This is a genomic window from Chryseobacterium sp. SSA4.19 (assembly GCF_022601875.1).
Classification (GTDB): Bacteria; Bacteroidota; Bacteroidia; order Flavobacteriales; family Weeksellaceae; genus Chryseobacterium.
In genome coordinates this window covers 176,373-199,451 of record NZ_JAKVIP010000004.1, presented here as the reverse complement: position 1 = coordinate 199,451, position 23,079 = coordinate 176,373, and the positions used below count along the sequence as shown (strand labels likewise).

22 protein-coding genes are annotated in these 23,079 nt (G+C 36.0%); 10 read left to right on the top strand and 12 right to left on the bottom strand.

From position 1 onward, the window contains the following. Positions 1-97: 97 nt before the first annotated feature. The 4 genes from MKJ01_RS04270 to MKJ01_RS04255 form a co-directional block, all read right to left on the bottom strand. Positions 98-352: a DUF3820 family protein gene (locus MKJ01_RS04270; RefSeq protein WP_241632500.1), complete on the bottom strand. Its 255-nt coding sequence runs from the start codon at positions 350-352 to the stop codon at positions 98-100. Positions 353-365: 13 nt separating this feature from the next. Beyond that, positions 366-1,451 (bottom strand): AI-2E family transporter, encoded by a 1,086-nt coding sequence (locus tag MKJ01_RS04265; protein WP_241611706.1) that lies wholly within the window; start codon positions 1,449-1,451, stop codon positions 366-368. After that, positions 1,452-2,189, bottom strand: coding sequence for a hypothetical protein (locus MKJ01_RS04260; protein ID WP_241611708.1), 738 nt, complete (start codon positions 2,187-2,189; stop codon positions 1,452-1,454). Between the two features lie 70 nt (positions 2,190-2,259). Then, entirely contained in the window at positions 2,260-2,982 is a 723-nt protein-coding gene (locus MKJ01_RS04255; RefSeq protein WP_241611710.1) for a hypothetical protein, read from the bottom strand. Positions 2,983-3,028: 46 nt separating this feature from the next. Here MKJ01_RS04255 and MKJ01_RS04250 point away from each other — a divergent pair, with 46 nt between their 5' ends. Further along, positions 3,029-4,006, top strand: a complete 978-nt coding sequence (locus MKJ01_RS04250) for an aminodeoxychorismate synthase component I (RefSeq protein ID WP_241632493.1) — start codon at positions 3,029-3,031, stop codon at positions 4,004-4,006. After that, positions 3,990-4,616 carry an aminotransferase class IV gene (locus MKJ01_RS04245; protein WP_241611715.1) on the top strand — a complete coding sequence of 209 codons (627 nt, stop codon included), beginning with the start codon at positions 3,990-3,992 and terminating at the stop codon, positions 4,614-4,616. The genes MKJ01_RS04250 and MKJ01_RS04245 overlap by 17 nt, the downstream gene beginning before the upstream one ends. Before the next feature lie 2 nt (positions 4,617-4,618). Here the strand turns inward: MKJ01_RS04245 and menD are convergent, their stop codons facing one another. Beyond that, on the bottom strand, positions 4,619-6,289 hold the full coding sequence (menD, locus tag MKJ01_RS04240; protein WP_241611716.1) for a 2-succinyl-5-enolpyruvyl-6-hydroxy-3-cyclohexene-1-carboxylic-acid synthase: 1,671 nt from the start codon (positions 6,287-6,289) through the stop codon (positions 4,619-4,621). Positions 6,290-6,373: 84 nt separating this feature from the next. Here menD and MKJ01_RS04235 point away from each other — a divergent pair, with 84 nt between their 5' ends. Beyond that, on the top strand, positions 6,374-7,324 hold the full coding sequence (locus tag MKJ01_RS04235; protein ID WP_241611718.1) for an isopenicillin N synthase family oxygenase: 951 nt from the start codon (positions 6,374-6,376) through the stop codon (positions 7,322-7,324). A gap of 36 nt (positions 7,325-7,360) precedes the next feature. Here the strand turns inward: MKJ01_RS04235 and MKJ01_RS04230 are convergent, their stop codons facing one another. After that, positions 7,361-8,248 carry a hypothetical protein gene (locus MKJ01_RS04230; protein ID WP_241611720.1) on the bottom strand — a complete coding sequence of 296 codons (888 nt, stop codon included), beginning with the start codon at positions 8,246-8,248 and terminating at the stop codon, positions 7,361-7,363. Between the two features lie 179 nt (positions 8,249-8,427). Here MKJ01_RS04230 and MKJ01_RS04225 point away from each other — a divergent pair, with 179 nt between their 5' ends. Then, a complete protein-coding gene (locus MKJ01_RS04225) occupies positions 8,428-8,589 on the top strand; it encodes a hypothetical protein (protein WP_241632491.1) in 162 nt (53 codons plus the stop codon). Positions 8,590-9,198: 609 nt separating this feature from the next. On the opposite strand, the gene MKJ01_RS04220 is transcribed toward MKJ01_RS04225, so the two are convergent. Further along, positions 9,199-10,020, bottom strand: a complete 822-nt coding sequence (locus MKJ01_RS04220; RefSeq protein ID WP_241611722.1) for a GLPGLI family protein — start codon at positions 10,018-10,020, stop codon at positions 9,199-9,201. A 60-nt stretch (positions 10,021-10,080) separates the two neighbouring features. After that, a complete protein-coding gene (locus MKJ01_RS04215) occupies positions 10,081-10,266 on the bottom strand; it encodes a hypothetical protein (protein ID WP_241611724.1) in 186 nt (61 codons plus the stop codon). Positions 10,267-10,413: 147 nt separating this feature from the next. Here MKJ01_RS04215 and MKJ01_RS04210 point away from each other — a divergent pair, with 147 nt between their 5' ends. Continuing rightward, entirely contained in the window at positions 10,414-10,707 is a 294-nt protein-coding gene (locus MKJ01_RS04210; protein WP_241611726.1) for a helix-turn-helix transcriptional regulator, read from the top strand. An 11-nt stretch (positions 10,708-10,718) separates the two neighbouring features. Here MKJ01_RS04210 and MKJ01_RS04205 read toward each other — a convergent pair whose 3' ends face one another. Both MKJ01_RS04205 and MKJ01_RS04200 read right to left on the bottom strand, forming a co-directional pair. Then, positions 10,719-11,765, bottom strand: coding sequence for a PA0069 family radical SAM protein (locus MKJ01_RS04205; protein WP_241611728.1), 1,047 nt, complete (start codon positions 11,763-11,765; stop codon positions 10,719-10,721). A 122-nt stretch (positions 11,766-11,887) separates the two neighbouring features. Continuing rightward, a complete protein-coding gene (locus tag MKJ01_RS04200) occupies positions 11,888-12,082 on the bottom strand; it encodes a hypothetical protein (protein ID WP_241611730.1) in 195 nt (64 codons plus the stop codon). Between the two features lie 166 nt (positions 12,083-12,248). On the opposite strand from MKJ01_RS04200, the gene MKJ01_RS04195 reads away from it, so the two are divergent. After that, positions 12,249-12,593, top strand: a complete 345-nt coding sequence (locus MKJ01_RS04195) for a hypothetical protein (protein WP_241611732.1) — start codon at positions 12,249-12,251, stop codon at positions 12,591-12,593. Between the two features lie 16 nt (positions 12,594-12,609). On the opposite strand, the gene MKJ01_RS04190 is transcribed toward MKJ01_RS04195, so the two are convergent. Together MKJ01_RS04190 and MKJ01_RS04185 are read right to left on the bottom strand one after the other, a co-directional pair. Next, entirely contained in the window at positions 12,610-15,261 is a 2,652-nt protein-coding gene (locus tag MKJ01_RS04190; protein ID WP_241611734.1) for a hypothetical protein, read from the bottom strand. A 26-nt stretch (positions 15,262-15,287) separates the two neighbouring features. Beyond that, positions 15,288-16,085, bottom strand: a complete 798-nt coding sequence (locus tag MKJ01_RS04185; RefSeq protein WP_241632489.1) for a DUF2797 domain-containing protein — start codon at positions 16,083-16,085, stop codon at positions 15,288-15,290. 88 nt (positions 16,086-16,173) lie between these two features. Between MKJ01_RS04185 and MKJ01_RS04180 the strand changes: the two genes are divergently transcribed. The 4 genes from MKJ01_RS04180 to MKJ01_RS04165 all read left to right on the top strand — a co-directional run bounded on the left by MKJ01_RS04180 (position 16,174) and on the right by MKJ01_RS04165 (position 23,062). Next, positions 16,174-17,196 (top strand): GDP-mannose 4,6-dehydratase, encoded by a 1,023-nt coding sequence (locus MKJ01_RS04180; protein ID WP_241611737.1) that lies wholly within the window; start codon positions 16,174-16,176, stop codon positions 17,194-17,196. Between the two features lie 139 nt (positions 17,197-17,335). Further along, complete coding sequence (locus MKJ01_RS04175) at positions 17,336-17,557, top strand: DUF2795 domain-containing protein (RefSeq protein ID WP_027382805.1); 222 nt, start codon at positions 17,336-17,338, stop codon at positions 17,555-17,557. A gap of 123 nt (positions 17,558-17,680) precedes the next feature. Next, the gene (gene secA / locus MKJ01_RS04170; protein ID WP_241611739.1) at positions 17,681-20,755 is read left to right on the top strand and encodes a preprotein translocase subunit SecA; all 3,075 of its coding nucleotides are present in this window, start codon (positions 17,681-17,683) and stop codon (positions 20,753-20,755) included. Positions 20,756-20,905: 150 nt separating this feature from the next. After that, positions 20,906-23,062, top strand: coding sequence for a TonB-dependent siderophore receptor (locus MKJ01_RS04165; protein WP_241611742.1), 2,157 nt, complete (start codon positions 20,906-20,908; stop codon positions 23,060-23,062). Positions 23,063-23,079 lie beyond the last annotated feature (17 nt).

The window sequence follows — 23,079 nt, the reverse complement described above, 5'->3', positions numbered from 1 at the left end:
ACACAAGGCTCCCGAAAAAAAAAATTGTGTAGCTTGGTCAACATAACTCTTTAATATTAATCCTCCCCCCCCCCCCCCCCCCCCCCCCGAAACTATTTTAAAACTTATACGTCTTCGTTTTGGATTTATCATAATTCACGGTTCCTCCTCGAAGAGGAATCAGTAAATCCATCAGCCCGTTTAATTTGATTTCGTAAATGGTTGACAGCTGCATTCCCAGTTTTCCGGTGGGCATCCCTTTCCGGTGGAACCATTCAAGGTAACTTACCGGCAAATCAGCAAGAACAGTCCCTTCATATTTTCCGAAAGGCATTTTAACGATACAGATTTCTTTCAGTATATCCGGATTTATTCCTTCTGTCATTTTATAATATTAAATCAATTTTCTTTTCCAATTCTTCATCTTTATCAGGAAGTTTCAATTCTGGGATATCGTCTTCTGAAAATTCATTTCTGTACACCTGTATAAGAAGCAGCGTAAGCGAAACCATGATTGGCCCGAAAATCAAACCCATAAATCCAAATAGGTTCATTCCCATGATAATTCCAAAAACCGTATTTAACGGATGAATATCTTCAAGCTTTTTAAGCAAAGTAAAGCGAAGCAGATTATCCGTTAAGCCTACAATAATAAGACAATAAGCAGCCAATCCAAGACCTGTACCCGTGTCTCCTTCAGCAATCATAAATACACAGACCGGAATATAAACAATGGCTGCTCCTACTACAGGAATCATCGATGCGGCTGCAGTCAGGGCAAAAAGCAGGATAGGACTTGGTGCTCCGAAAATAAAATACCCTATCAAAGCAACAATTCCCTGGCCCAGTGCCACGACCGGAATACCAATGGCATTCGCCATAATCAGTTTTCTCATTTTTTCCCCAATCAAAGAAACATTTGATCTCTTTAAAGGAGCGGATGAGGATAAAATTCTTTCAAAGAACCTCGGCTTTTCCAACATAAAGTAAAGAATAAAATACATCGATATAATCACGGTAAGCGTATTTACTGTACCGCTCAATGCTTTTGTCGAAAACTGCCCGACATTGCTTTTCAGCTTGTCCATGTTTTCTTTACTTAAAATATCAATGCTGGTCTTTGAATAAATATAGGTGTGAATTTTTTCAAGGAATACATTAAATTTAGTCATATAAGCCTGTGCATTCCCAAGCTTCTCAATCAATAAATCCCCGATAAAATAAATAGGCAGAATAAGGATAATCAGACTGGCAAACATTAAAACCAATGAGGAGGCCCAAGGTTTCCATTTTTTTTCTTCCTGCAGGTAAAAGTTATATTTTCTGCAAACTACATAAATTGTAATCGCTCCCAATACAGAAGGTATGAAAAGCGCAAGATTAAAACAGATTAAACCTGCCAGAACCAAAATAATGGTAAGCAGTGCGACCTGCTTTATTTTGACACTGCTTATTTGTTCGTCCTTATTCATTTATTTCTTATATATGATTTGTCTAGGTTTTCCAAGGAAAGCACAGTACAGAGAATACATAACCACCATAATAAAAGGTGCCGTAGCAATGATTCCTATTCCGCAGAGTATAATTCCTGCGCATGAAATAATAATTCCTAAAACAGTCGTTCCTAAAAACGTGCCGTAATTTTCTTTCGCGATGTTGAATGTCTTTCCCAAAGCATCCATTGCTGTAGCATTCTCAAAGAGCAAAATAGGATACCCCAACATTAATAAAGGATATACAAAAAATACAGGAATCACACAGAAGAAAGCCGCAACAGAAGAAATCAGTCCTGAAAGAAGACTATAGATAAGGATATTAACAAAATTCTGTTTATATCCGATAAACAGATCAGAAAATTCTACCGGAGTTTTTGTATTATATTTATTGACGATATAAATGAGTCCTACATAAAGCGGTGCTAATAAAACCCCCAGAAGCCATGAGAGGGAAAGGTATGCTGTAAACCCCGGAGCAGCCCAGATATTATAGCCTGAAAAATCATCACCATAGCTCTTCATATCTTCCGCAAGCCCCATAGAATTAAAACCGCTTAAAGTCTGTATCAGGGAACCTCCGATAATATAAATGACCATTGCAATGACAGCATATAGGAATACGCCTTTATACATTTCGAAGGCATGAGAAATAATTGAGCCTGTATTCCTTTCCGGAACAGAACCCTGCTGATCAAATTCGTTAAATTCTGACATGGTATATATTTTAATGATGTATTGTCAAATTTAACTTTTTTTGGCAATAAAACACTGATCCATCTAAAATTTACTTTGTCTCTGTAAAAACTGTTTTATAAAGTGAATAGATCATAGCATTCCAGAAAGGAAATGTAAACAGTCCTCCGATACAGAAAAGTGCGAATCCGGCATATTTGAAAATAACAGCAACGAGTGTACAGACCAATATTTCCAGAAAATACATTTTCAGTGCTTTAAAATTCAAGGAAATGGATTCAAAGATTGTTTTATTCATGAAAAACATTATCGGAGCTACAAACATAGTGATGCAAACCCAGACAATAGCCAAAATAATAGTGGGAAAGGTAAACCTGTAAATAAAATACCAGAAAATATAATACGATATATATCTGAAAAAATTCAGGCCATTATACCCTGCAAACAAATCACTCAGATTCGGTTTTTCGCCAGTATCAATTTTTCTGTAGATCTGATAGAAGCCGAGATTAAGAGGATACAGGAAAATGGTTGTCCCCATAATCCACAAAGAGAAATTCTGATAATTATCGGTTATAATGAGCTTATTAAGCTGCTCCACATATACTTTCATTCCATCCTGCATGTATTTTCCAACTTCATTAAATTCACCCATAATGCCATATTTCATATCACACATAAACAGGATAGTAAGGAAAATCCCGAAATACATGATGGAAAACATCAGCTGATAAATAAGTGTCTTATTCCAGTAGAAAAATGCCTGCTTCAGTATAAAATCTAGTCCCGGTTTCTGTGGATATCTGTTTTCCATTAAAAAATTTTGTGCAAAAGTAATCATCAATAATTACTTTTGCAGGATGTTTTCAATGAATCAGCAAAAATTTTTAGACATGGATGAACTTTCTCTCCGGAAAGTTCCTTTTTTCTTCATCATCGACTTTAAAGGAGAGAATGTTGAAATTTTTGAACATAATGACATTGCAGAATCAGGCCTGCTAATTGATTTTGAAAACTTTTCAAATGCAGAACATCAGCATAAGCTGCAAAAAAATATAGAATGGAATTACTTTCCCGAATCCCTGGAAAACTTTCAAACAGGATTTGATAAAGTCAAGGAAAACATTCATCTCGGAAATTCATATCTGGCCAATTACACAAGGAAAACCAAGATACATACGAACTTAACGCTTAAAGAAATATTTTTTCATTCAAGTGCTAAATACAAAGTTTTGTATAAAGATTTTTTTGTATTTTTTTCTCCTGAAACTTTTGTAAAGATCGTTGACGGAAAAATTCTGACTTACCCTATGAAAGGTACTATTGATGCCTCTTTGGAAAATGCTGCAGAAATTCTGAAAAATGACAGAAAAGAAAAAGCCGAGCACTATACTGTTGTAGATCTGTTACGGAATGATCTTAGCATGGTGGCAGATGAAGTAAAGGTTGATACATTCCAACATATTGATCTCATCAGGACCCGGCAAAAGAATTTATTTGCAATGAGTTCTGAGATTTCAGGAAATGTAAAACCTGAATTCGATGGGAAAGTAGGAAGCATTATGCAGAAACTTCTTCCTGCAGGTTCAATTTTAGGAGCTCCGAAACCTAAAACCCTGGAAATAATCCTCGATGCAGAAGATTACGAAAGAGGATATTATACGGGCGTTTGCGGCTGGTTTGACGGTAAAAATGTTGACAGTTGTGTAATGATCAGGTTTATAGAGAAAGAGGGTGATAAGCTTTACTTTAAAAGCGGCGGCGGAATTACTCATATGAGCAGGTTAGAAGACGAATATCAGGAAATGAAAAATAAAATCTATGTTCCAATTTATTGAAAGCATTAAAGTAGAAGACCAGGAAATTTTTTTATTAGAATTTCATCAGAAGCGTGTAGATCAGACTTTTGCCCATTTCGGGAAAGAAGAATCCATAGATCTTGCTAAAATCTATAAACATTTGGAACACGATGAAGATGGACTTTTTAAGCTGCGAATTGTTTACGATCTGGATAAAAAAATACGCACCCAGATGATTCCCTATGCGATTCCGGAAATACAGAGCTTTCAACTGGTAGAGAACAATACCTATGATTATTCTTTTAAATTTGAAGACCGGAAAGAACTGGAAAGAATAAAAATGAAATCCAAAGCGGAAGAAATTATCATCATTAAGAACAATCATATTACCGATACTTCCTATTCCAATCTTTTATTTTTAAAAGGTAAAGACTGGTATACACCTTCCACTTACCTTCTGAACGGAGTTCAGAGGCAGAACCTTTTAAAAACGAAGAAAATAAAAGAAACTGAGATCAATATCCAGAATATCAAGGAGTTTTCTCATTTCCAAATCATTAATGCCATGAATGATTTTAACGAAAATTTCGTTTATCCGCTGGATAAAATTATCAATTTACCCGGAAATGAAGAATATTCAGTTTTCTAGTTCTATTTAAGGAAATTGAAATAGGCTTTCTGCACCTCTGCATTATTTTTCCCATAGGTATTAACTTCCAATATTTTAGGCTGCGCATCAGGTTTGAAGAAATTTTCAAGAACCCGGTCTAATGTAACCTCTTCATCTACCCTAATGTAAGAAAAACCGAAATGTTTGGCAAGATGTTCTGCATTCTTATGATGTTTGGTAGCGATAAATTCATCCAGTGCATTCGGGTTGGCATTTCCCGGACCCGGAATAATCTTGAAAATATTACCTTCCCCGTTATTAAAAATGATAATCCTTACAAAAGGAGGAATATATTGGTTCCAAAGCCCGTTAATATCATAGAAAAAACTTAAATCTCCAGTAATAAGTAAAGTCGGATCAGTACTTTTAATGGCGAATCCCATGGCGGTTGAAGTTGAGCCATCAATCCCGCTTGTCCCTCTGTTACAGTAGATTCTTCTCTTACCGTAATTAAATAACTGTGCATACCGGATCGATGAACTGTTGCTGAAATGGATATTGTAATGCTCAGGAATCGTATGTGAAATTATGTGGAAGAAATAAAAATCAGAAAATGCCAGTGTATGTAAAAACTCTTCATGCTTCGCATCTTTTTTATCTTTTAAAACATCCCAGAGATTAAAATACGGGCTTGGTTCAAGAGTAATGAAATTGAGCAGTTTAGCAAAGAAAATCTCAGGCTTAGCCTCAATTTTTTCTGTCAGCGCAAAGTAAGTATCCGGTTGCCAGACTTCATCCAGATGCCAGTGCTGTTTCGGTTTTGCATTTCTTAAAAACTGCTTTACTTTTTTAGACACTACGTTCTGCCCCACTGTGATCAGCAAATCAGGTGCATAGGTTCTGTAATCTTCTTCTGTAAAATTAAAAACATACCGGTCAATATGCCTGAAAAATTTTTCATGATATAGATTCGAGTTGGCTTCACTCAATACTACAACCGAATGATTTTTAACCAATTGGGTCAGTTGGTTTTCCAGTTCAGGACTATAATCTCTTGTTCCTACCAGAATCATAATTCTCTGTGAGGTATTCCAGTCCGCCACAAGATTGGATGGGATCTCATAATTTTTCTGCCTGATGGTTTTTTCAACATCAGGAAATGTAGGCAGTTCGGAGATCAGCTCATATAAAGGTTCTTCCAGCGGAATGTTAATATGTACCGGACCCTGCTTTTCTATACAGAGTTCAATTGCTTTTTTTATGGCATCAAAATTAAAATCTTCTGCATTTTCCCTGTTGTCTTCCAACAACTGAAAATCCCCATACGAATGCTGATGAAAAAGATTCTGCTGCCTGATGGTCTGTCCATCGAAAATATCTACATAATCAGTCGGCCGGTCGGCAGTTAATACCAAAAGTGGGATATTCGAATAAAAAGCCTCAGTAACTGCAGGATAATAATTGGCTGCCGCAGAACCGCTGGTACAGGTAACAGCCACCGGTTTTTTATGGCTCATGGCCATTCCCATCCCTACGAATGCTGCACTTCTTTCATCAACGATACTGAAACAACTGAAGCTGTCAATTTCTGAAAAGTGTATGGCCAGGGGAGCATTCCTAGATCCTGGAGAAATGATAATATCTGAAATTCCGTACTGCTGAAGCAGGTGTGCCAATATCTGAATACTTCTTTTGGAAGAATATTTTTTCATAGGACAAATTTAATTTATAATACTCAACATAAAAAAGAATTTAATTTAAAATCTGTAATTTAGCAAGACGTAAAATTTCTATAAATGGACAAAATACCTAGTGTAGACCTGCGTGATTTCCTTTCGGGTGACCCGGAACGCAAACAGAAATTTGTAAATGAAATCGGAAAAGCTTATGAAGAAATTGGTTTTGTAGCCTTAAAAGGCCATTTTCTTGATGACAAATTGGTGGATGAACTGTATGAAGAAGTAAAAAACTTTTTTGAACTGCCCACGGAAACGAAACAAAAATATGAGATTCCGGGAATTGGCGGACAGAGAGGCTATGTAGGATTTGGTAAAGAGACAGCAAAAGGCTTTAAAAAAGGGGACTTAAAAGAATTTTGGCATTTCGGACAGTATGTGACCGATGATTCAAAATATAAAAGCGAGTACCCTGACAATGTAACCGTTGAAGAACTTCCGAAATTCAACGAAGTAGGTAAGGAAGCTTACCTGATGCTTGAAAAAACAGGACAATATGTATTAAGAGCTTTAGCATTATATCTTGGATTAGATGAGTTTTATTTTGATGATAAAATAGCTGAAGGAAACTCTATTTTGAGACCGATCCATTATCCGCCGATTACTCAGGAACCGGACGATGCTGTGAGAGCAGCAGCCCATGGAGATATTAATCTGATTACCCTTCTGATGGGCTCACAGGGCAAAGGCCTTCAGGTTCAGAATCATAAAGGAGAATGGATCGATGCCATTGCAGAACCGGATGAACTGATGATCAATGTTGGCGATATGCTTTCCAGACACACCAACAATAAACTGAAATCTACGATTCACAGAGTGGTAAATCCGCCGAGGGAGCTATGGGGAACTTCACGATATTCTATCCCTTTCTTTATGCATCCGGTAAGTTCAATGTCATTGAATGCACTTGAAAACTGTGTTGATGAAAACCATCCGAAATCGTACGAAGATACAAGTGCTGGAGAGTTCCTTCATGAAAGACTGATTGAATTGGGATTAATCAAAAAATAATAATGAACCGGGTATTTTCCCGGTTTTTTATTTAGGCTAAAGCTTAGCGTGAAACTTTTCAGTTAAAATTTTTTTATATTTTTCTGCTCTTACCAGATCTTTTTTATAAACTAAAAAATTATAGCTGCTTCTGAAATGTTGTTCCTGACATTTTTCCGGTAAATACTGATTAATTTCATCATCATCAGTATGCTCTACAATTTCATATTTTGGCAGCTTCAGATTAAGGAGTTTGATGTGTTGGGAATACTTATAAATAATATCATACTGATCCCATGAATCACACGAATAGGTGGCAATATTTTTTTTGAAATATTTTTCAAAATAATAAAGCAGCAGTTCTTTTCCGGTATTGTTTAATTGACTCCCTCCGTTAAAACTTACAAACACCGTAAAAAACCAACGTTTTCTGGCAATCTTTTCAACTTCTTTATAATGAATATCTTCTATTCCGTAGGGTGAACTATTTAATCTTTCTACCTTTTTCAGAACATCCGCCAAATATAATTCATATGTCCGAATAAATCCTTTTGCGTCACTACTCTGATAATACTTTTGATATTCAGTTATTTTAGGGGTTAGATCATAACCAAACCCTCGGTAAACGTAATCATGCAGATGTTCCTTTTCTCCTTTAAAAGCAATCGCATCTTTAACAAGATAAATAGTCAGGGATTCCTGAGGGTTTAAAAATAGAGAAATGTTTCTTTCTGCCTTTTTATCATTTCCGTAAAGTATAGAAATGTTTTGTATTCCATTCTTATCAATAACTGTTCGATTTTGATTATTCCCAATTTCCATTTTTTTATGATCATACGTAACAACCGTATGATAACCACTTTTATTATCAATGGTTACATTTTGAGCAGCATAAAAGCATGAGAATATTAAGGCAGTAAGTAATTTTCCATTTTGTATCAGCATTTTAAAATGTCTTGAAACCATTATTTGAATTGTATTTGTTATATTCTGGATTAAATCCGCAGACTATTTATTTTCTTAATCAGACAGATAAAAATAGTAAAAATAATATACCACACCTTATTGACTTAATCAATTTTTACTTAACTTTACCATAGTAACAAATTTTTAACTAAAACAATATGAAAAATTTAAAAAAACTAAGCAAAGGTCAATTAAAAAGCATTAAGGGAGCTGGTGGTATAAAACTTCCTGAACCTGAATTTTGTATGTATGCATGCGGAAACGTTGTCATCTGTGCTACTTGCAGTGATGATTTCAAATGTCCGGACACCAATATGTAAGATGGAAATCAAACCGAATAGAGTTAGTCTCACAACTTAATGATGTGGGTTGAGAATCGACTGTACGAAAATCATTCTCTAACAGGAGGTCGATAAAAATCATAAAAAAAGTCCGTTTTCACTAGTTGTGAGACGGACTCATCTTATTAAAAAATTCGGGATCACTGATATCATTTAATTATCACAAAAATAATATGAAAAATTTAAAAAGACTAAATAAAAGCAAACTGAAAACTATTTCAGGAGGAATAAGTTATCCTTATCCAGGAGACTGTCTTTATGTATGCAGTGATGGAATTCTTTACCGGGCTTTGTGCCGCAATGAATTTATTTGCCCAGATGGTGAACAACCGGTGATTTATTAGAAATAATACAAAAAAGAGGCTGTCCAAAAAGTTTGGGCAGCCTCTCTTTTGTTTTCATAAACTTAAATTAGATTTGTAATAAGTTTAGAAGATTATTAATTCCTCAATATCTTTATATTTTTTGAGACATAACGGAAGTTTATAGAATCTATTGTCTTTGAATCTGAAATAATGCAGAACCTCATACAAAAACGTTAGATCCTATGAATGGATATAATTTTTTGTTTTCAGAGTTGTTATAAATCTAATCAGTTGAGTTTAATAAATCTATTTCCAATATATTGTTATCCTTTTTTATCCTTTCTTTGAAAAGCCTTTCTTCGTCCCTGAAAACCTGTTCACCCGTTCTGAAATTCCCTTCACTATCAGTTTGATCAGGATATCTCCCTCTAAGATTCTTCAAAGGATCCTTTCGGTATTCGGTTAGTATTTTTTTGAAATCCGAATCAGAAATCCTTTTAATAGGTTTTGAATTTTCAGTTAATGGGTATGGCTGGTGCACTTTTAGTTTTTTAATCTGAGTTGCTGTAAATATATGATTTTTTTTATCATCTTCCATCTTTAAGATAAGTCCTGGCAATCCATTGAATTTATAAGGACCCTCTTGAAAGGGAATATCCGGGGCAAACCAAGCAATCCAGTTTCTCCCGCCGAAATTAACTTCAGCACTCGTTACAGCATGTCCTAGAATTTCTGATTTCTGATTGGTAATCTTCCATTCCTGCTTCCGATAGTCCGCCACTTCATATACAACTGACCCAACCTTGGTAATCATATTAACCTCATTCGATCCTATATTTTTTACGATTCTGAAATCAATATACTCACGATTGGGTGGCATAAATGACAAGCCTTTGTTCATATATGCTAAAGCTGTGGAATCAACGGAATAATTCCGATAGCTATAAAAATCAGAGCCTTTCTGTTGTACATCCAGAAACATATATTCGCTACGGATAGTTTTCCTGTCATTTATATCCGGAATAAAAGAGTACTCGTATACGATTCGGGTAGCTTGACCAGCTGTTAAACTACAAATAAAAAGGAGGATAATAAATATTTTCATAAGTAAATTTACACTTTTTAATAAAAAAGGCTATCAATAATTGACAGCCTTAAATTGATATTAAGCAGGAGTTAAAACAGCTCCTTTAACACAGCTCAGGTCACCTCCTGAACCATGATCATGATGTACAACAGTACTGCAATTAGTAGTCCCTTCCCAGCAGCATTTGTAATCTCCTGTTGGCTGTGCTTTTCCTCCGGTTACCAATTTCAAATCATTTCTCAAAAGTTTTTTAAAATTTTTCATAGATAAATGTTAATTTGATTTGCGTCATTATTGACAATCAAATATAAAAAACGTCTTGATTGCAAAACAGTTAAAATTACAGCTTTTTACAGGCTATATTTCTACATATAAAGAATTATTATTAATTTAGTAGGATACTACATATCCATGGAAAACACCAAATTAATACATATCCGTAAATCAAAGAAGATATCTCAAACAGATATTGCAACTTATTTAAAAATAAGCCAAACACAATACCAAAAAAGAGAAACGGGAAAAATAAAAATATCTGACTACGAGTGGGATAAAATTGCCAGACTTCTAGATGTTGATGTGAATGAAATATATACTTCAGATCATAACAGCAACCTATTGGAAGAACTGTTATTCTTAAAACAGAGAATCCGAAAATTAGAACAAAGGATAAAGAATATAGACCTTTGGAAAAAACCTGTTTAATATCAAACTAATTATTCAAACAGCCGCAACTGCTGATCTTTTGACCCCGTAAAACCAGCGGTTGATAATTTTGGGAATTCTTTCCCATCAAAGAATTTTTTTCTACCGATCTTAAAAGTATTGTGGATCATTTCAGCAATATTTCCTTCGCCTTTCTGACGATCGAAATATCTCTTTTCCCCCAGCTTTCCTCCACGCATAGAACGGATTAAATTTAAAACTTTCTGGGCGCGGTCCGGAAAAGCATTTTCAATCCACTGAACAAATACAGGCTCAACCGTATCATTCAATCTTACCAGTGTATATCCGAAACTCTGTGCCCCCGCATCGGAAATGGCCTTTAAAATAGTTAAAGGCTCATCACTGTTCAGCCCGGGAATAACGGGTGCAACCATTACGTTGACAGGAATTTTATTTTCGGAAAGAATTTCTATGGCTTTCAATTTATTTTTTGAGGAACTTGTGCGTGGCTCCATTTTTCTCCGCAAATCTTCATTTATCGTGGGGATGCTCAGAGAAACGGACACTAAATTTTGTTCAGCCATCGGCTGTAAAAGATCTATATCTCTTAGTACCATTGCATTCTTCGTCAGAACATGAACAGGATGCCTGTAGTCCAGACAAACCTTCAGAAGCTTACGCGTAATTTCAAACTGACGTTCTGCAGGCTGATAGCAGTCGGTATTGCCGGAGAGTAAGATCGGAGCAGGCTGATACCGTTTTTTTTGAAAAAATTTTTCCAGCAACTCGGGGGCATTTTTTTTAACCATGATTTTCCTTTCAAAATCAATTCCCGCACTGTAGCCCCAATATTCATGAGTGGGTCTTGCAAAACAATACGAGCATCCGCGTTCACATCCCTGATAGGGATTCATGGAATACTCCATCGGTAAATCTTCACTTTTCACCTGATTGACAATAGTTTTCGGGAAAACTTCAGTAAAAGCAGTTTTTATAGTTTCAAAATCTTCACCTTCCGGCTCATAAGTGTATCTCTCGAAACGGTTAACCACATTTCGCTGAGCTCCCTGGCCTTTAATGATATTTTCATTTTGCATCCTGATGTAAAGATAAAATGTAAACAGTATAGATTAATGAGTTTTAACATCAAAGTTTTCCACAAAAAAATCCATTCCCTTTAAGGGTATGGACCATCACATAATTATTTATTCTGATTACTTTACTTTAAGGCATAGAATTCTATCCCGTGATATTCATCATCCTGTGTGTTCTTATCGAAATGTCTGTGATAATCTGAATAGGTATCGTTATATGTTTTATCTTTCTTATTTAATATCTTTTTTATACCGATAATGCTTAATACCGCCAAAAGACCAACTCCTCCTGCCAGTAAAACTCCAACTTCTTTTTTCATATTCCGTATGATTTATTATTCCTTTTAGTGCAAAAAGTATACCCAAGAGACCACAGCTATTATAAATTTTGTTAACACGACATATTCTTACTAATTAGGGTATGTAAATAATGATGACTTACCATCTCTGGTTTAATTATTGTACTTTCAGTAAAAAAATAATATTATGGAAGGACACATCGACAGAATGACAACATTAAGTCAGGTTATGACCAGATTGACTCAGAGAGGCATCCATAGGGAATTCAGAATGAACGAAAACTGTGAAATGAAACTGGAGAATTCTGATAAGATATATCAGCCTCATGAATTAACCATTGTAAAAACATATCGTTTTGAGGGTCCGAGCAATCCGGATGACAATGCAGTTTTATATCTTCTCAAGGATAATGAAGGAAATTATGGAATGATTATAGATTCTTACGGAGCAGAAACCAATTATCCAAAAGAATTTGATACTTATTTACGGGAAATTCCTATTTTAGAAAGTGATGAGTTTAATTTTGATTAAAATAACAACCCCAAAGCTATTTAGTTTCGGGGTTTTCTTTTTTCCTGAAGATTCCTTTAAGAAAAGGCTTTCTTTTGTTATCTTCTTCTGACTCGGTTTCATTTTTATCCGATGCCTGAGAATCCCGTTCCAGTTGATCAGATGGTTTTTCTTCTTTCTTAACAGATTTGTCCGTATCCGGAGTTTTGGTTTTCCCTCCAATGTTAATCCCGATCAGTGTTTTCTTCAATCCCTGCTCTATCCCTTTCCAGAATAAGTTAAAAAATGACTTTGTAGGATCTCTTTCTACATCCTCTACTTTTACATCTTCAGGAAGCTTTCCTGAGTCTGATTTTACCAGAAGATTGGCCACTGCCGTCAGAAAACCTTTTTTCTCCCTGTTATTCTTATCAAGAATAGCCACTTTAAGATCTTTATGCTTAAGATTAAAATCACCATTCAATTCCTTAGGATTACCTCTAAAATTAAAAATCATCTCTTGGATGGTTCCTGTAGCGGTCACATGCAGATAAGGACGGATAAAAGGATTGATTCCCTTTGCAGGAAGATTGATTGTCCTCCCTGAGATATTAAAAACATCCCTCTGATCTGCAACATCGAAATTCCAGTTTACAGAGAGCGGTGCCAGATCCATAAATGAACAGTTTATTTTAATATCCACCCTTGTGGATTTCCCTTTTATTTTTGCTGAATTCAGGTTCCTGACATTCATATTAAAGCTATTAAAGATAAGCTTTCCGGGTCCTGCACTTTCCGGTGTATCCTCTTCATATACAAGTTTTGAATCTTTCAGGTTAAGATTTGCAATGACCATCGGAATTTTAATGGAACGAAGCAATCTTGAGTATAATGGTTTTTCTTTAGGGTCATCATTAGGAATTTTACTTCTGAAAATATTGGCATCGGCTGACTGAATGGTTACCTGGGAAGCATTAACGGATTTTTGATCTGAAAATAAATCCCATGTTCCGGCTGCAGTGATCTGACGGGCTTTTATATCATATAAATCTTTTTCAACAGGAATCATCCGGATAAACTGAGCTCGCGAAACGATAGGATTCATGGCAAAATTACTGATCTGGATATTTTTTTCATTTAGCTTTAAAAAGCCAGCTGTCATACGGTAAAACCTCGTTTTATAAAGAAAATGATTAGTGGTAATGAGATAGTTCTTAATATCTATCGCCATCCCGGAATTGTCTTTTTTTGAGATAAGCCGGAGATCATTAACCGTAGCATTAAGTCCGGTAAAACTCATCGGCTCATTATTTTTATCGTAGGTAATATCTGAATTTTTCAGCGTAACTTTCCTTACAATGATCGGAAATTGTATCCCATTGAGATTCCCTTTTTTATTATTTTTAGCCTCACCTGCCGTAATTATTCCTTTTACCTGGTTGACGATGACATCTTTAATATCAAGATTGAGTTTTTTATCTGCAAATTTCCATGTATTGATATTAAATCCGATAGATTCAACTGACAAATCCATAGATGCTTTATCCGCTGCAAGACCATTAGGCACCACCGTAAGATTTTTCACCTCTCCTTTTTTGGGATTTAAACTCAGGCTTTTAACCGTAAAATCCTGATGATTGGAATACTGAATATTATTTCCGGATAGTTGGAAGCTTTTATATCCTACAGGAATAAGTTCTTCCCGTGTTTCCTTATCAAATCTTACCTGGTTAATGTTTACATTGAATTTTTCAGCAGATAAAAGCTTTTTCCCATCAGGCTTCATCATCTTAACAGAAGCATCAACAAATTTTATATCTTCCAGAGTAAGTTCAAAATCAGAAGGCTTATTAACCTTTACAGGAACTGCATTGGTCGTATATACCAAAAGATCCGGATGATAAAAATTAGCATGGGTAAGGGTTACCTTATTCTTCTTTAATACCAGATCTTTAAACTCCATCTTTTTAATAAGGCACTGAAAGAGCTTTGTTTTCTTAGGATAATATTTTTTAAACTGATCGAAAGCCAGTACCGGAATAAGCTGGAAATCATGAATTGAAACCTGACCATTCGATGTCTGTATGGAATTAATTTTTAAAGCGTACACATTATCTGGACGGATATAAAAATTCTTTCCTTTAATATCATATTTATCAAAAACGACAGGAAGCTTATCTTCGACCGAACCTTCGGTAAGCTGCAGATTCTCTACATACAGATCAAGGTCTTCAATAGAGATAAATTTTTGTTTTGTATGCCTGAAAATACTGATATTCCCTTTATGGATTCTGATATTTTCAAACGCTACAGGATTTCTTTTTTTACCGGTCTTTGTATCAACCGGTTTGGCCAATACAATATTTAAATTAGGCTTGGAAAGTAATAAGTCAGAGGAACTGATCTGCTTATTGAAAAGGGCATCATAGATCCCGAAACGGCTTATCTTCAGCGTATCAATAGTGCCTTGAAGTCCTATAACACTGGTGTTTAGAGGATTTTTACTGTTTACGGTAATCCCCGTCGATAGGATATTTCCCGACATGAGATCAACTTCCATAAGTTTGTATGAAACTTTATAATCCGTATTATTCTTAATGTATCTGGGAAGCTGGGTTTTAAGCCAGATATTCAGTCCGAAATTGGCCATCAGGACCACGATAAGCACAATTCCAAGACCGATGCATATCTTTTTAACCCATTTGTTCATCTTGTGATTCGGTTGTTTAAATATGTTTAATTTTTTATACTCAATTCAATTACATATCCTTCATGCCCTCTTATATTAATAAATTCTCCTCCATCGAAGCCCAGATACTGTCCTTTGATGCCTGTAAGCCTGCCTGTAAATTCAGGCCTTTTATCTAATGTAAATGAGGTTACTTTTTCCGGCTTTTCAAAAGGATAGTCAAATCTCCACAGGTTTTCGCCTTCACTGTAGAATTTCTGAAAATCCTCAGGAAAATATTCTTTTATTTTTTTCTGAAAATCAGCCAAATCAATATCATCTTCCAGATCATCCTTCAGCATCTTTTTCCAGCTTGTTTTATCAGGAACATGCTGCTTAAGAGCGACTTCTATCATTCCTGCTTCATAACGGTTTTCTGTTCTTGCGATAGGCAGAGCAAAAGTCGCGCCCTGGTCAATCCACCGGGTAGGAATCTGTGTATTCCTTGTGACCCCTACCTTTACTTCTCCTGTGTAAGCCAGGTAAACGGTATGCGGCTGAAGCTGAATTTGTTTTTCTACTTCTAAATCGCGTTCCGCAATTCCCAAATGTGCGGTAGAAAGTTCAGGACGGATGATGGTATCGCTTGCATAAGGGCTTTCAAAAAAACAGCTTTTGCAGAACCCCATTCTGTAGATCGGTCTGTTTTCCTGGCAGTTTACGCATTGAAAACCGGTGTGCTTAATGGTAAGTTCTTTCCCAAATAACTCATTCAAATGAATAAGGTCTCCTGACAGGTTTAGATAATACTGAATCGGCTCACTGTTAAAGCACGACATTTTTAAAATTTGCCCTTGAAACTGCATATTAATTTTATATTACTTTTAATAGTAAAATTACTGATTATATTTTTCACAGGTAAATTTATATTTTTGTGGAAAGAAAAATAGACGGATGAATTATCTTGTAACCGGCGGAAGTGGATTTATCGGCTCCCACCTGATTGAACAATTATTGACAGAAGGACATTCTGTCATCAATATTGACAATTTTGATGATTTCTACGATTATCGTATTAAAATTAAAAATACTTTAGACTCCGTTCAGCATTTTTCGGATTTTCAATTTTCTGAAAAGACAGAAGATATCCATAATCTTATTTCATTAACAAGATCTGATCTTTACACGCTTTATTACCAGGACATCCGGGATAAAAATGGATTGGAAGAGGTATTTAAAAATCATAAGATCGATTTAATTATCCATCTCGCAGCACTTGCAGGCGTACGTCCCTCTATTGAAAGGCCTTTGGAATATGAAGAAGTTAATATTCGCGGAACACAGAATCTGTGGGAATTATGCCAGATTTATAATATTAAAAAATTTATCTGCGCTTCTTCGTCGAGTGTTTATGGAAACAATCAAAAGATTCCTTTTTCCGAGAGTGATCCTGTAGACCAACCTATCTCCCCATATGCTGCAACAAAAAGATCTGGTGAAATTTTAGGCCATGTTTATCATCATCTGTATCATATCGATATGATACACCTTAGGTTCTTTACCGTATATGGTCCCAGACAAAGGCCGGATCTTGCGATTCATAAATTCACTGCATTAATTTCGGAATATAAAGAAATCCCCTTTTATGGTGACGGGACCACAGCAAGAGATTATACTTATATTGATGATATCATAGACGGGATTAGAAAATCTATTATCTATCTGGAAAAACACAGTAAGGTCTATGAAATTTTAAATCTCGGAGAAAGCGAAGTAATCACTTTAGAGAAAATGTTGTCAGTTATTGAGAATACCCTTGGAAAATCTGCCATCAGAAAAAATCTGCCACTACAGCCCGGAGATGTACAAAAAACCAATGCCGATATTACAAAAGCCAGGACATTAATCGGCTATAAACCTGCCACAAACTTCCAAAATGGCATAAAAAAATTTGTGGAATGGTTTTTGAGAAAATGACAGCAATCAGGTGAACCTCACAACTGTAACAGCTGCTGCGAGGGACAATGAATAAAAATTAATAAAAAGAATTGAAAATCAGGTATAAAAAAGCATATAATATAAGCTATTTTTATACTTTTGCAAAAATTAAAAAATTATGTACTGGACATTAGAATTAGCTTCATATTTAAGTGACGCACCATGGCCAATGACTAAGGCAGAACTTATCGACTACGCAATCAGAACTGGTGCACCTATGGAAGTAGTAGAAAACCTTCAGGCGATTGAAGATGAAGGAGAAATTTATGATGCCATCGATGAAATCTGGAGTGATTATCCTACGGACGAAGATTATCTTTGGAACGAAGACGAATATTAATGAAAAGCAATAAGCTTTAGGCCTGGCTTAGAGCTTTTTTGCCCTTTTCACATATCAAATTTACACGATAAGTGTTATTAAAACGCTTAAAAGATACCATTTTAAGCATAAAGCAAAAAATTTATGAGTTTTTTAAACAAAGTTCTAAAAGGGTTTTTGGGAGACAAGAAAGCGCAGGACCTAAAAGAAGTAAAAAAAGTTGTAACAAAAATCAAAGCTGTCGAACCGAATATTCAGCAATTGTCTGATGACGGTTTGAGAGAGAAAACTGCTGAGTTTAAAGAAAATATCAAATCTGCAACCAGTAAAATCACAGCTCAGATAGAACAGATCCAGGAGCAGATAAAAAATTCGCAAAACGTTGACGAAAAGGAAGCTCTTTTCTCTAAAATCGAATCCCTTAAAAAAGAATCATACGAAATCGAAGAAAAAGTTCTTCTCCAAATTCTTCCTGAAGTTTTTGCTTTAGTAAAGGAAACGGCCAGAAGATGGGCACAAAACGGAGAAATCCGTATCAAAGCCAGCGACTGGGACAGAAAACTGGCTGCTGCCGGAAAAGATTTTGTTGAAGTTCAGGGAGATACTGCGATCTGGAAAAACTCATGGAATGCTGCCGGAACACCGGTAGTTTGGAATATGGTACATTATGATGTGCAGTTTATCGGCGGGGTTATCCTACATAGCGGTAAAATTGCCGAAATGGCTACCGGTGAAGGTAAAACATTGGTAGGAACATTACCTATTTTCCTGAATGCTCTTCCCGGCAGAGGCGTTCACGTAGTAACGGTAAATGATTACCTTGCAAAAAGAGACTCGGCGTGGATGGGACCATTATATCAGTTCCATGGAATGTCAATTGACTGTATTGATAATCACCAACCGAACTCTGACGGAAGAAGAAGCGCTTATAATTCAGATATCACCTACGGAACCAATAATGAATTCGGATTTGATTACCTGAGAGACAATATGGTAACTTCGCCTGCCGAACTGGTTCAGAGAGAGCTGAACTTTGCCATTGTGGATGAGGTCGATTCCGTATTGGTAGATGATGCCAGAACACCATTAATTATTTCCGGGCCGGTACCTCAGGGAGACCGACAGGAATTTGATGTTTTGAAGCCTTCTATCGACAGAATTGTTGAAGTTCAGAAAAAAACGGTATCTGCCATTTTTAATGAAGCTAAGAAGCTAATTGCTGCAGGAAACACTAAAGAAGGAGGGTTCAAATTGCTGCAAGCATACAGAGGCCTTCCTAAAAACAGGCAATTGATTAAATTCTTATCAGAAAGCGGAAACCGTGCATTGCTTCAGAAAACGGAAGCACAATATATGCAGGACAACAACCGTGACATGCCGATTGTAGACAAAGATCTTTATTTTGTTATTGAAGAAAAAAACAATCAGGTTGACCTTACGGACAAAGGGGTTGAATACATGTCACAAGGAAATGAAGACAGCAATTTCTTTGTGCTACCGGATATCGGAACCGAAATTGCGGAGCTTGAAGCTAAAAACTTAACGAAAGAAGAAGAGTTTGAGGCGAAAGAAAAACTTTTCTCAGATTTTGCCGAGAAATCAGAAAGGGTTCATACCATGAGCCAATTGCTGAAAGCCTATACTTTATTTGAAAAAGATGACGAATATGTGGTTATTGACGGTGAAGTAAAAATCGTTGATGAGCAGACAGGCCGTATCATGGAGGGAAGACGTTATTCAGACGGTCTTCACCAGGCGATTGAAGCCAAAGAAAACGTAAAAATTGAAGCAGCTACTCAAACATTTGCAACGGTAACGCTTCAGAACTACTTCCGTATGTACAATAAGCTTGCGGGAATGACAGGTACTGCTGAAACAGAAGCGGGCGAACTTTGGGAAATCTATAAGTTAGACGTGGTAGTGATTCCTACCAACCGTCCTATCCTCAGACATGACAGACAGGATCTGGTGTTTAAAACCAACCGGGAAAAATACAATGCTGTTATTGAGGAAATTGAAAAATTAACGGCAGCAAAAAGGCCGGTTCTTGTAGGAACGACTTCTGTTGAAATTTCCCAGTTATTGTCAAAAGCATTGCAGTTGAGAAAAATCCCGCACCAGGTTCTTAATGCAAAACTCCACAAAAAAGAAGCGGAGATCGTTGCAGGAGCAGGACAGCCGGGCGTTGTCACCATCGCAACGAATATGGCAGGCCGTGGTACCGATATCAAGCTTACAAAAGAAGTAAAAGAAGCGGGAGGTCTGGCAATTATCGGAACAGAAAGACATGATTCAAGACGTGTTGACAGACAGCTGAGAGGTAGAGCGGGACGTCAGGGAGATCCGGGAAGTTCACAGTTTTATGTTTCTTTGGAAGACAACTTAATGCGTCTTTTCGGTTCTGAAAGAATCGCTAAAATGATGGACAGAATGGGTCATAAGGAAGGTGAAGTTATTCAGCATTCGATGATCAGCAAGTCTATTGAAAGAGCACAGAAAAAAGTAGAAGAAAATAACTTCGGAACCAGAAAAAGACTTCTTGAATATGATGACGTGATGAACAAACAGCGTGACGTAATCTACAAAAGAAGAAAGAATGCCTTGTTCGGAGACCACCTGAAGTATGACATTACAAATATGATTTTCGATGTTTCGAATTCTATCGTAGCAAAAGGGAAAGCCTCCGGAAATTATAAGGATTTTGAGTTTGAAGTAATCAAACATTTTACCATGGCATCTCCTGTTTCCGAAAGTGATTTCAGCAATAAGAATGTTCAGGAATTAACGAATATCTTATTCAAGGCAGCGCAGGAAGACTACCAGATGAAGCTGAACCTGCTGAAAGAAAAATCATTCCCGATTATTGAAAACGTATATCAGAATCAGGGCTCTATGTTTAAAATGATCCAGGTTCCTTTCACAGATGGCCACAAAACCATGACGATTGTTGCTGATCTTAAGGAAGCTTATGATACGCAGTGCGAAAGCCTGATCAACGATTTCGAAAAGAACATTACCTTATCAATTATTGATGAAAACTGGAAGCTTCACCTTCGTGAAATGGATGATTTAAGAAGATCTTCCCAGGGCGCTGTTTACGAACAGAAAGATCCGCTGGTTATTTACAAGCAGGAATCCTTCCACTTATTCAGCGAAATGATCGACAAATTGAATAAAGAAATTATTTCCTTCTTATATAAAGGAGAAATTCCAGCTTAAGAAAAGTATTTCAATAATATAGAGAAGCCGCTTCAGAACTGTCTGGAGCGGCTTTTCTTATTGATGATATATTAATTTTATGATAAATATCAACTCGTTAATTTATTTAGAATAATTAAAAACAATATATTTGCACAAAAATTGTGTTTCATGAAAAATGTACTGATCTGTGCTTCAATGTTGGGTTCTATGCTAACTTTTGCTCAGGAAAATGATACTATTAAGTCAAATGATATCGAAGAAGTAATCGTAAATGGGAAATATTACAAAAAATACGTAGAGAAGGAAGGGTCATCTTCTATGCGTCTTGATGAAGAACTTATAAAAATCCCTCAGAATGTTTCTATCATTACCAATAGAGCATTAGAAGATCAGCAGGTGACAACATTAAGCGATGGTGTTTTGAGAAACGTTGCAGGAGCACAGAGATTAGAACATTGGGGAGACATGTATACAAGAGTAAACATGAGAGGTTCCCGGGCTGCAGCCTTCATGAACGGTGTGAATGTTACTTCAAATTGGGGTCCCTTAAGTGAAGATATGTCCTTCGTCGATCATATCGAATTTATCAAAGGTCCTTCAGGATTCTTAATGTCAAACGGAGAGCCGAGCGGTATTTACAATATTGTTACTAAAAAACCAACAGGACAATCTTTGAATGGTTCCGCAAGAGTAACCTTAGGAAGCTTCAATATGTACAGAGGTGAAACAGATATTGATACCAAAATTACCGACAAAGTAGCATTCAGATTAAATTTAATGGCTCAAAATAAAAAGAGCTTCAGAGATTATGAATTTAACGACCGTTACATTATCAACCCTTCGTTGAAAGTAAATCTTACTGATAAAACGATTTTAACGGCGGAATATATTTATCAAAAAGCAAAAATGTCAGAAGTAGGTTCTGCATATGTCTATAGTTTCGAAGGATATGGAACAAAGCCTGTAGAATTCACTGTTTCTGATCCTGGCATAGATCCAACAAATGTTACCAATAATACAGTAAATGTAAATTTACAACATAAATTTAATGAAAACTGGAAACTGACTACTCAGTTAACCTATGTAAATGAATACACAATGGGTAGTGACATTTGGCCAGGAGTATTTATATCTGATACGAAGTTTATTAGAAATCTAAACTTTTGGGAAGCCAGCAATATCATGAAGTTTGGACAAGCTTTTTTAAATGGATATATTAAGTCAGGTTCTGTTTCACATAAAATTTTAGCAGGACTCGATCTGGGTTCAAAAAAGTACCTTGCAGACTGGACTAAGGCATACGGATTAGATACACAAGCCAATCCTTTTGATTTAAATTCTACAACATATTCGACTCCAAGCAATGGATATCCTCATTTTACTGACGATGGTAAATCGCTCTTAGAAAGAGCAACACCTTATGGAACTATTGAGCAGGAATATACCGGTCTTTATTTACAGGATGAATTAGGTTTCTTTAATGATGCTTTAAGACTTACACTTGCTGCCAGATACACCAACGTAAAAGAGAATAGTTACGGGACAAAAACTGAAGCAAATCGAATCACACCACGTGTAGGTTTAAGTTATTCCATCGATACAGATATGTCGCTGTATGCATTGTACGATCAGGCTTTTTCTCCTCAGTCAGGTTTATTCAGGGACGGTACAACGGCTAAGCCGATTACAGGTAATAATATTGAAGTAGGAGCTAAGAAAGATTGGTTTGGTGGTAAATGGAATACAACATTATCTTTATATAATATTAATAAAGACAATGCTATTACAACAGATCCAACAGATCCAAGCGGTATGTTCTCAATCTTATTAGGTAAAACAAGAGTACAAGGAGCTGAATTTGACTTAAAGGGACAAATAGTAAAAGGATTTAATGCAATTTTTAATTACGCCTTTACGGAAAATAAGTTCACAGAAACTACTGCTAAAGCCACGAAAGGAGATAAAGTTCCAGGTTATGCAAAACATACTATAAATGGTTGGCTAAACTACACTTTCACAGAAGGTAATTTAGAAGGATTTGGATTAAGTTTTGGAGGAACATTCTTAGGTGGGAGAAGCAGTTGGAACTGGGGAAGTACAAATGCTCCATTAGAAATGAATGATTACTTAAAATTCGATGCGGGCCTTTCTTGGGAAAACACAAAGTTCAGAGTGGGCTTAAATGTATTCAATCTTTTCGACAGATATTTATACAGTGGAAGCAGTATCAATTTTACAATGGCTGATAACACACAAAGAGGAGGCTATTATTACCAGGCAGAAGCTCCAAGAAATTTCAGACTTTCAATAGGATATAAATTTTAAATAATTAAAAGTTAGCC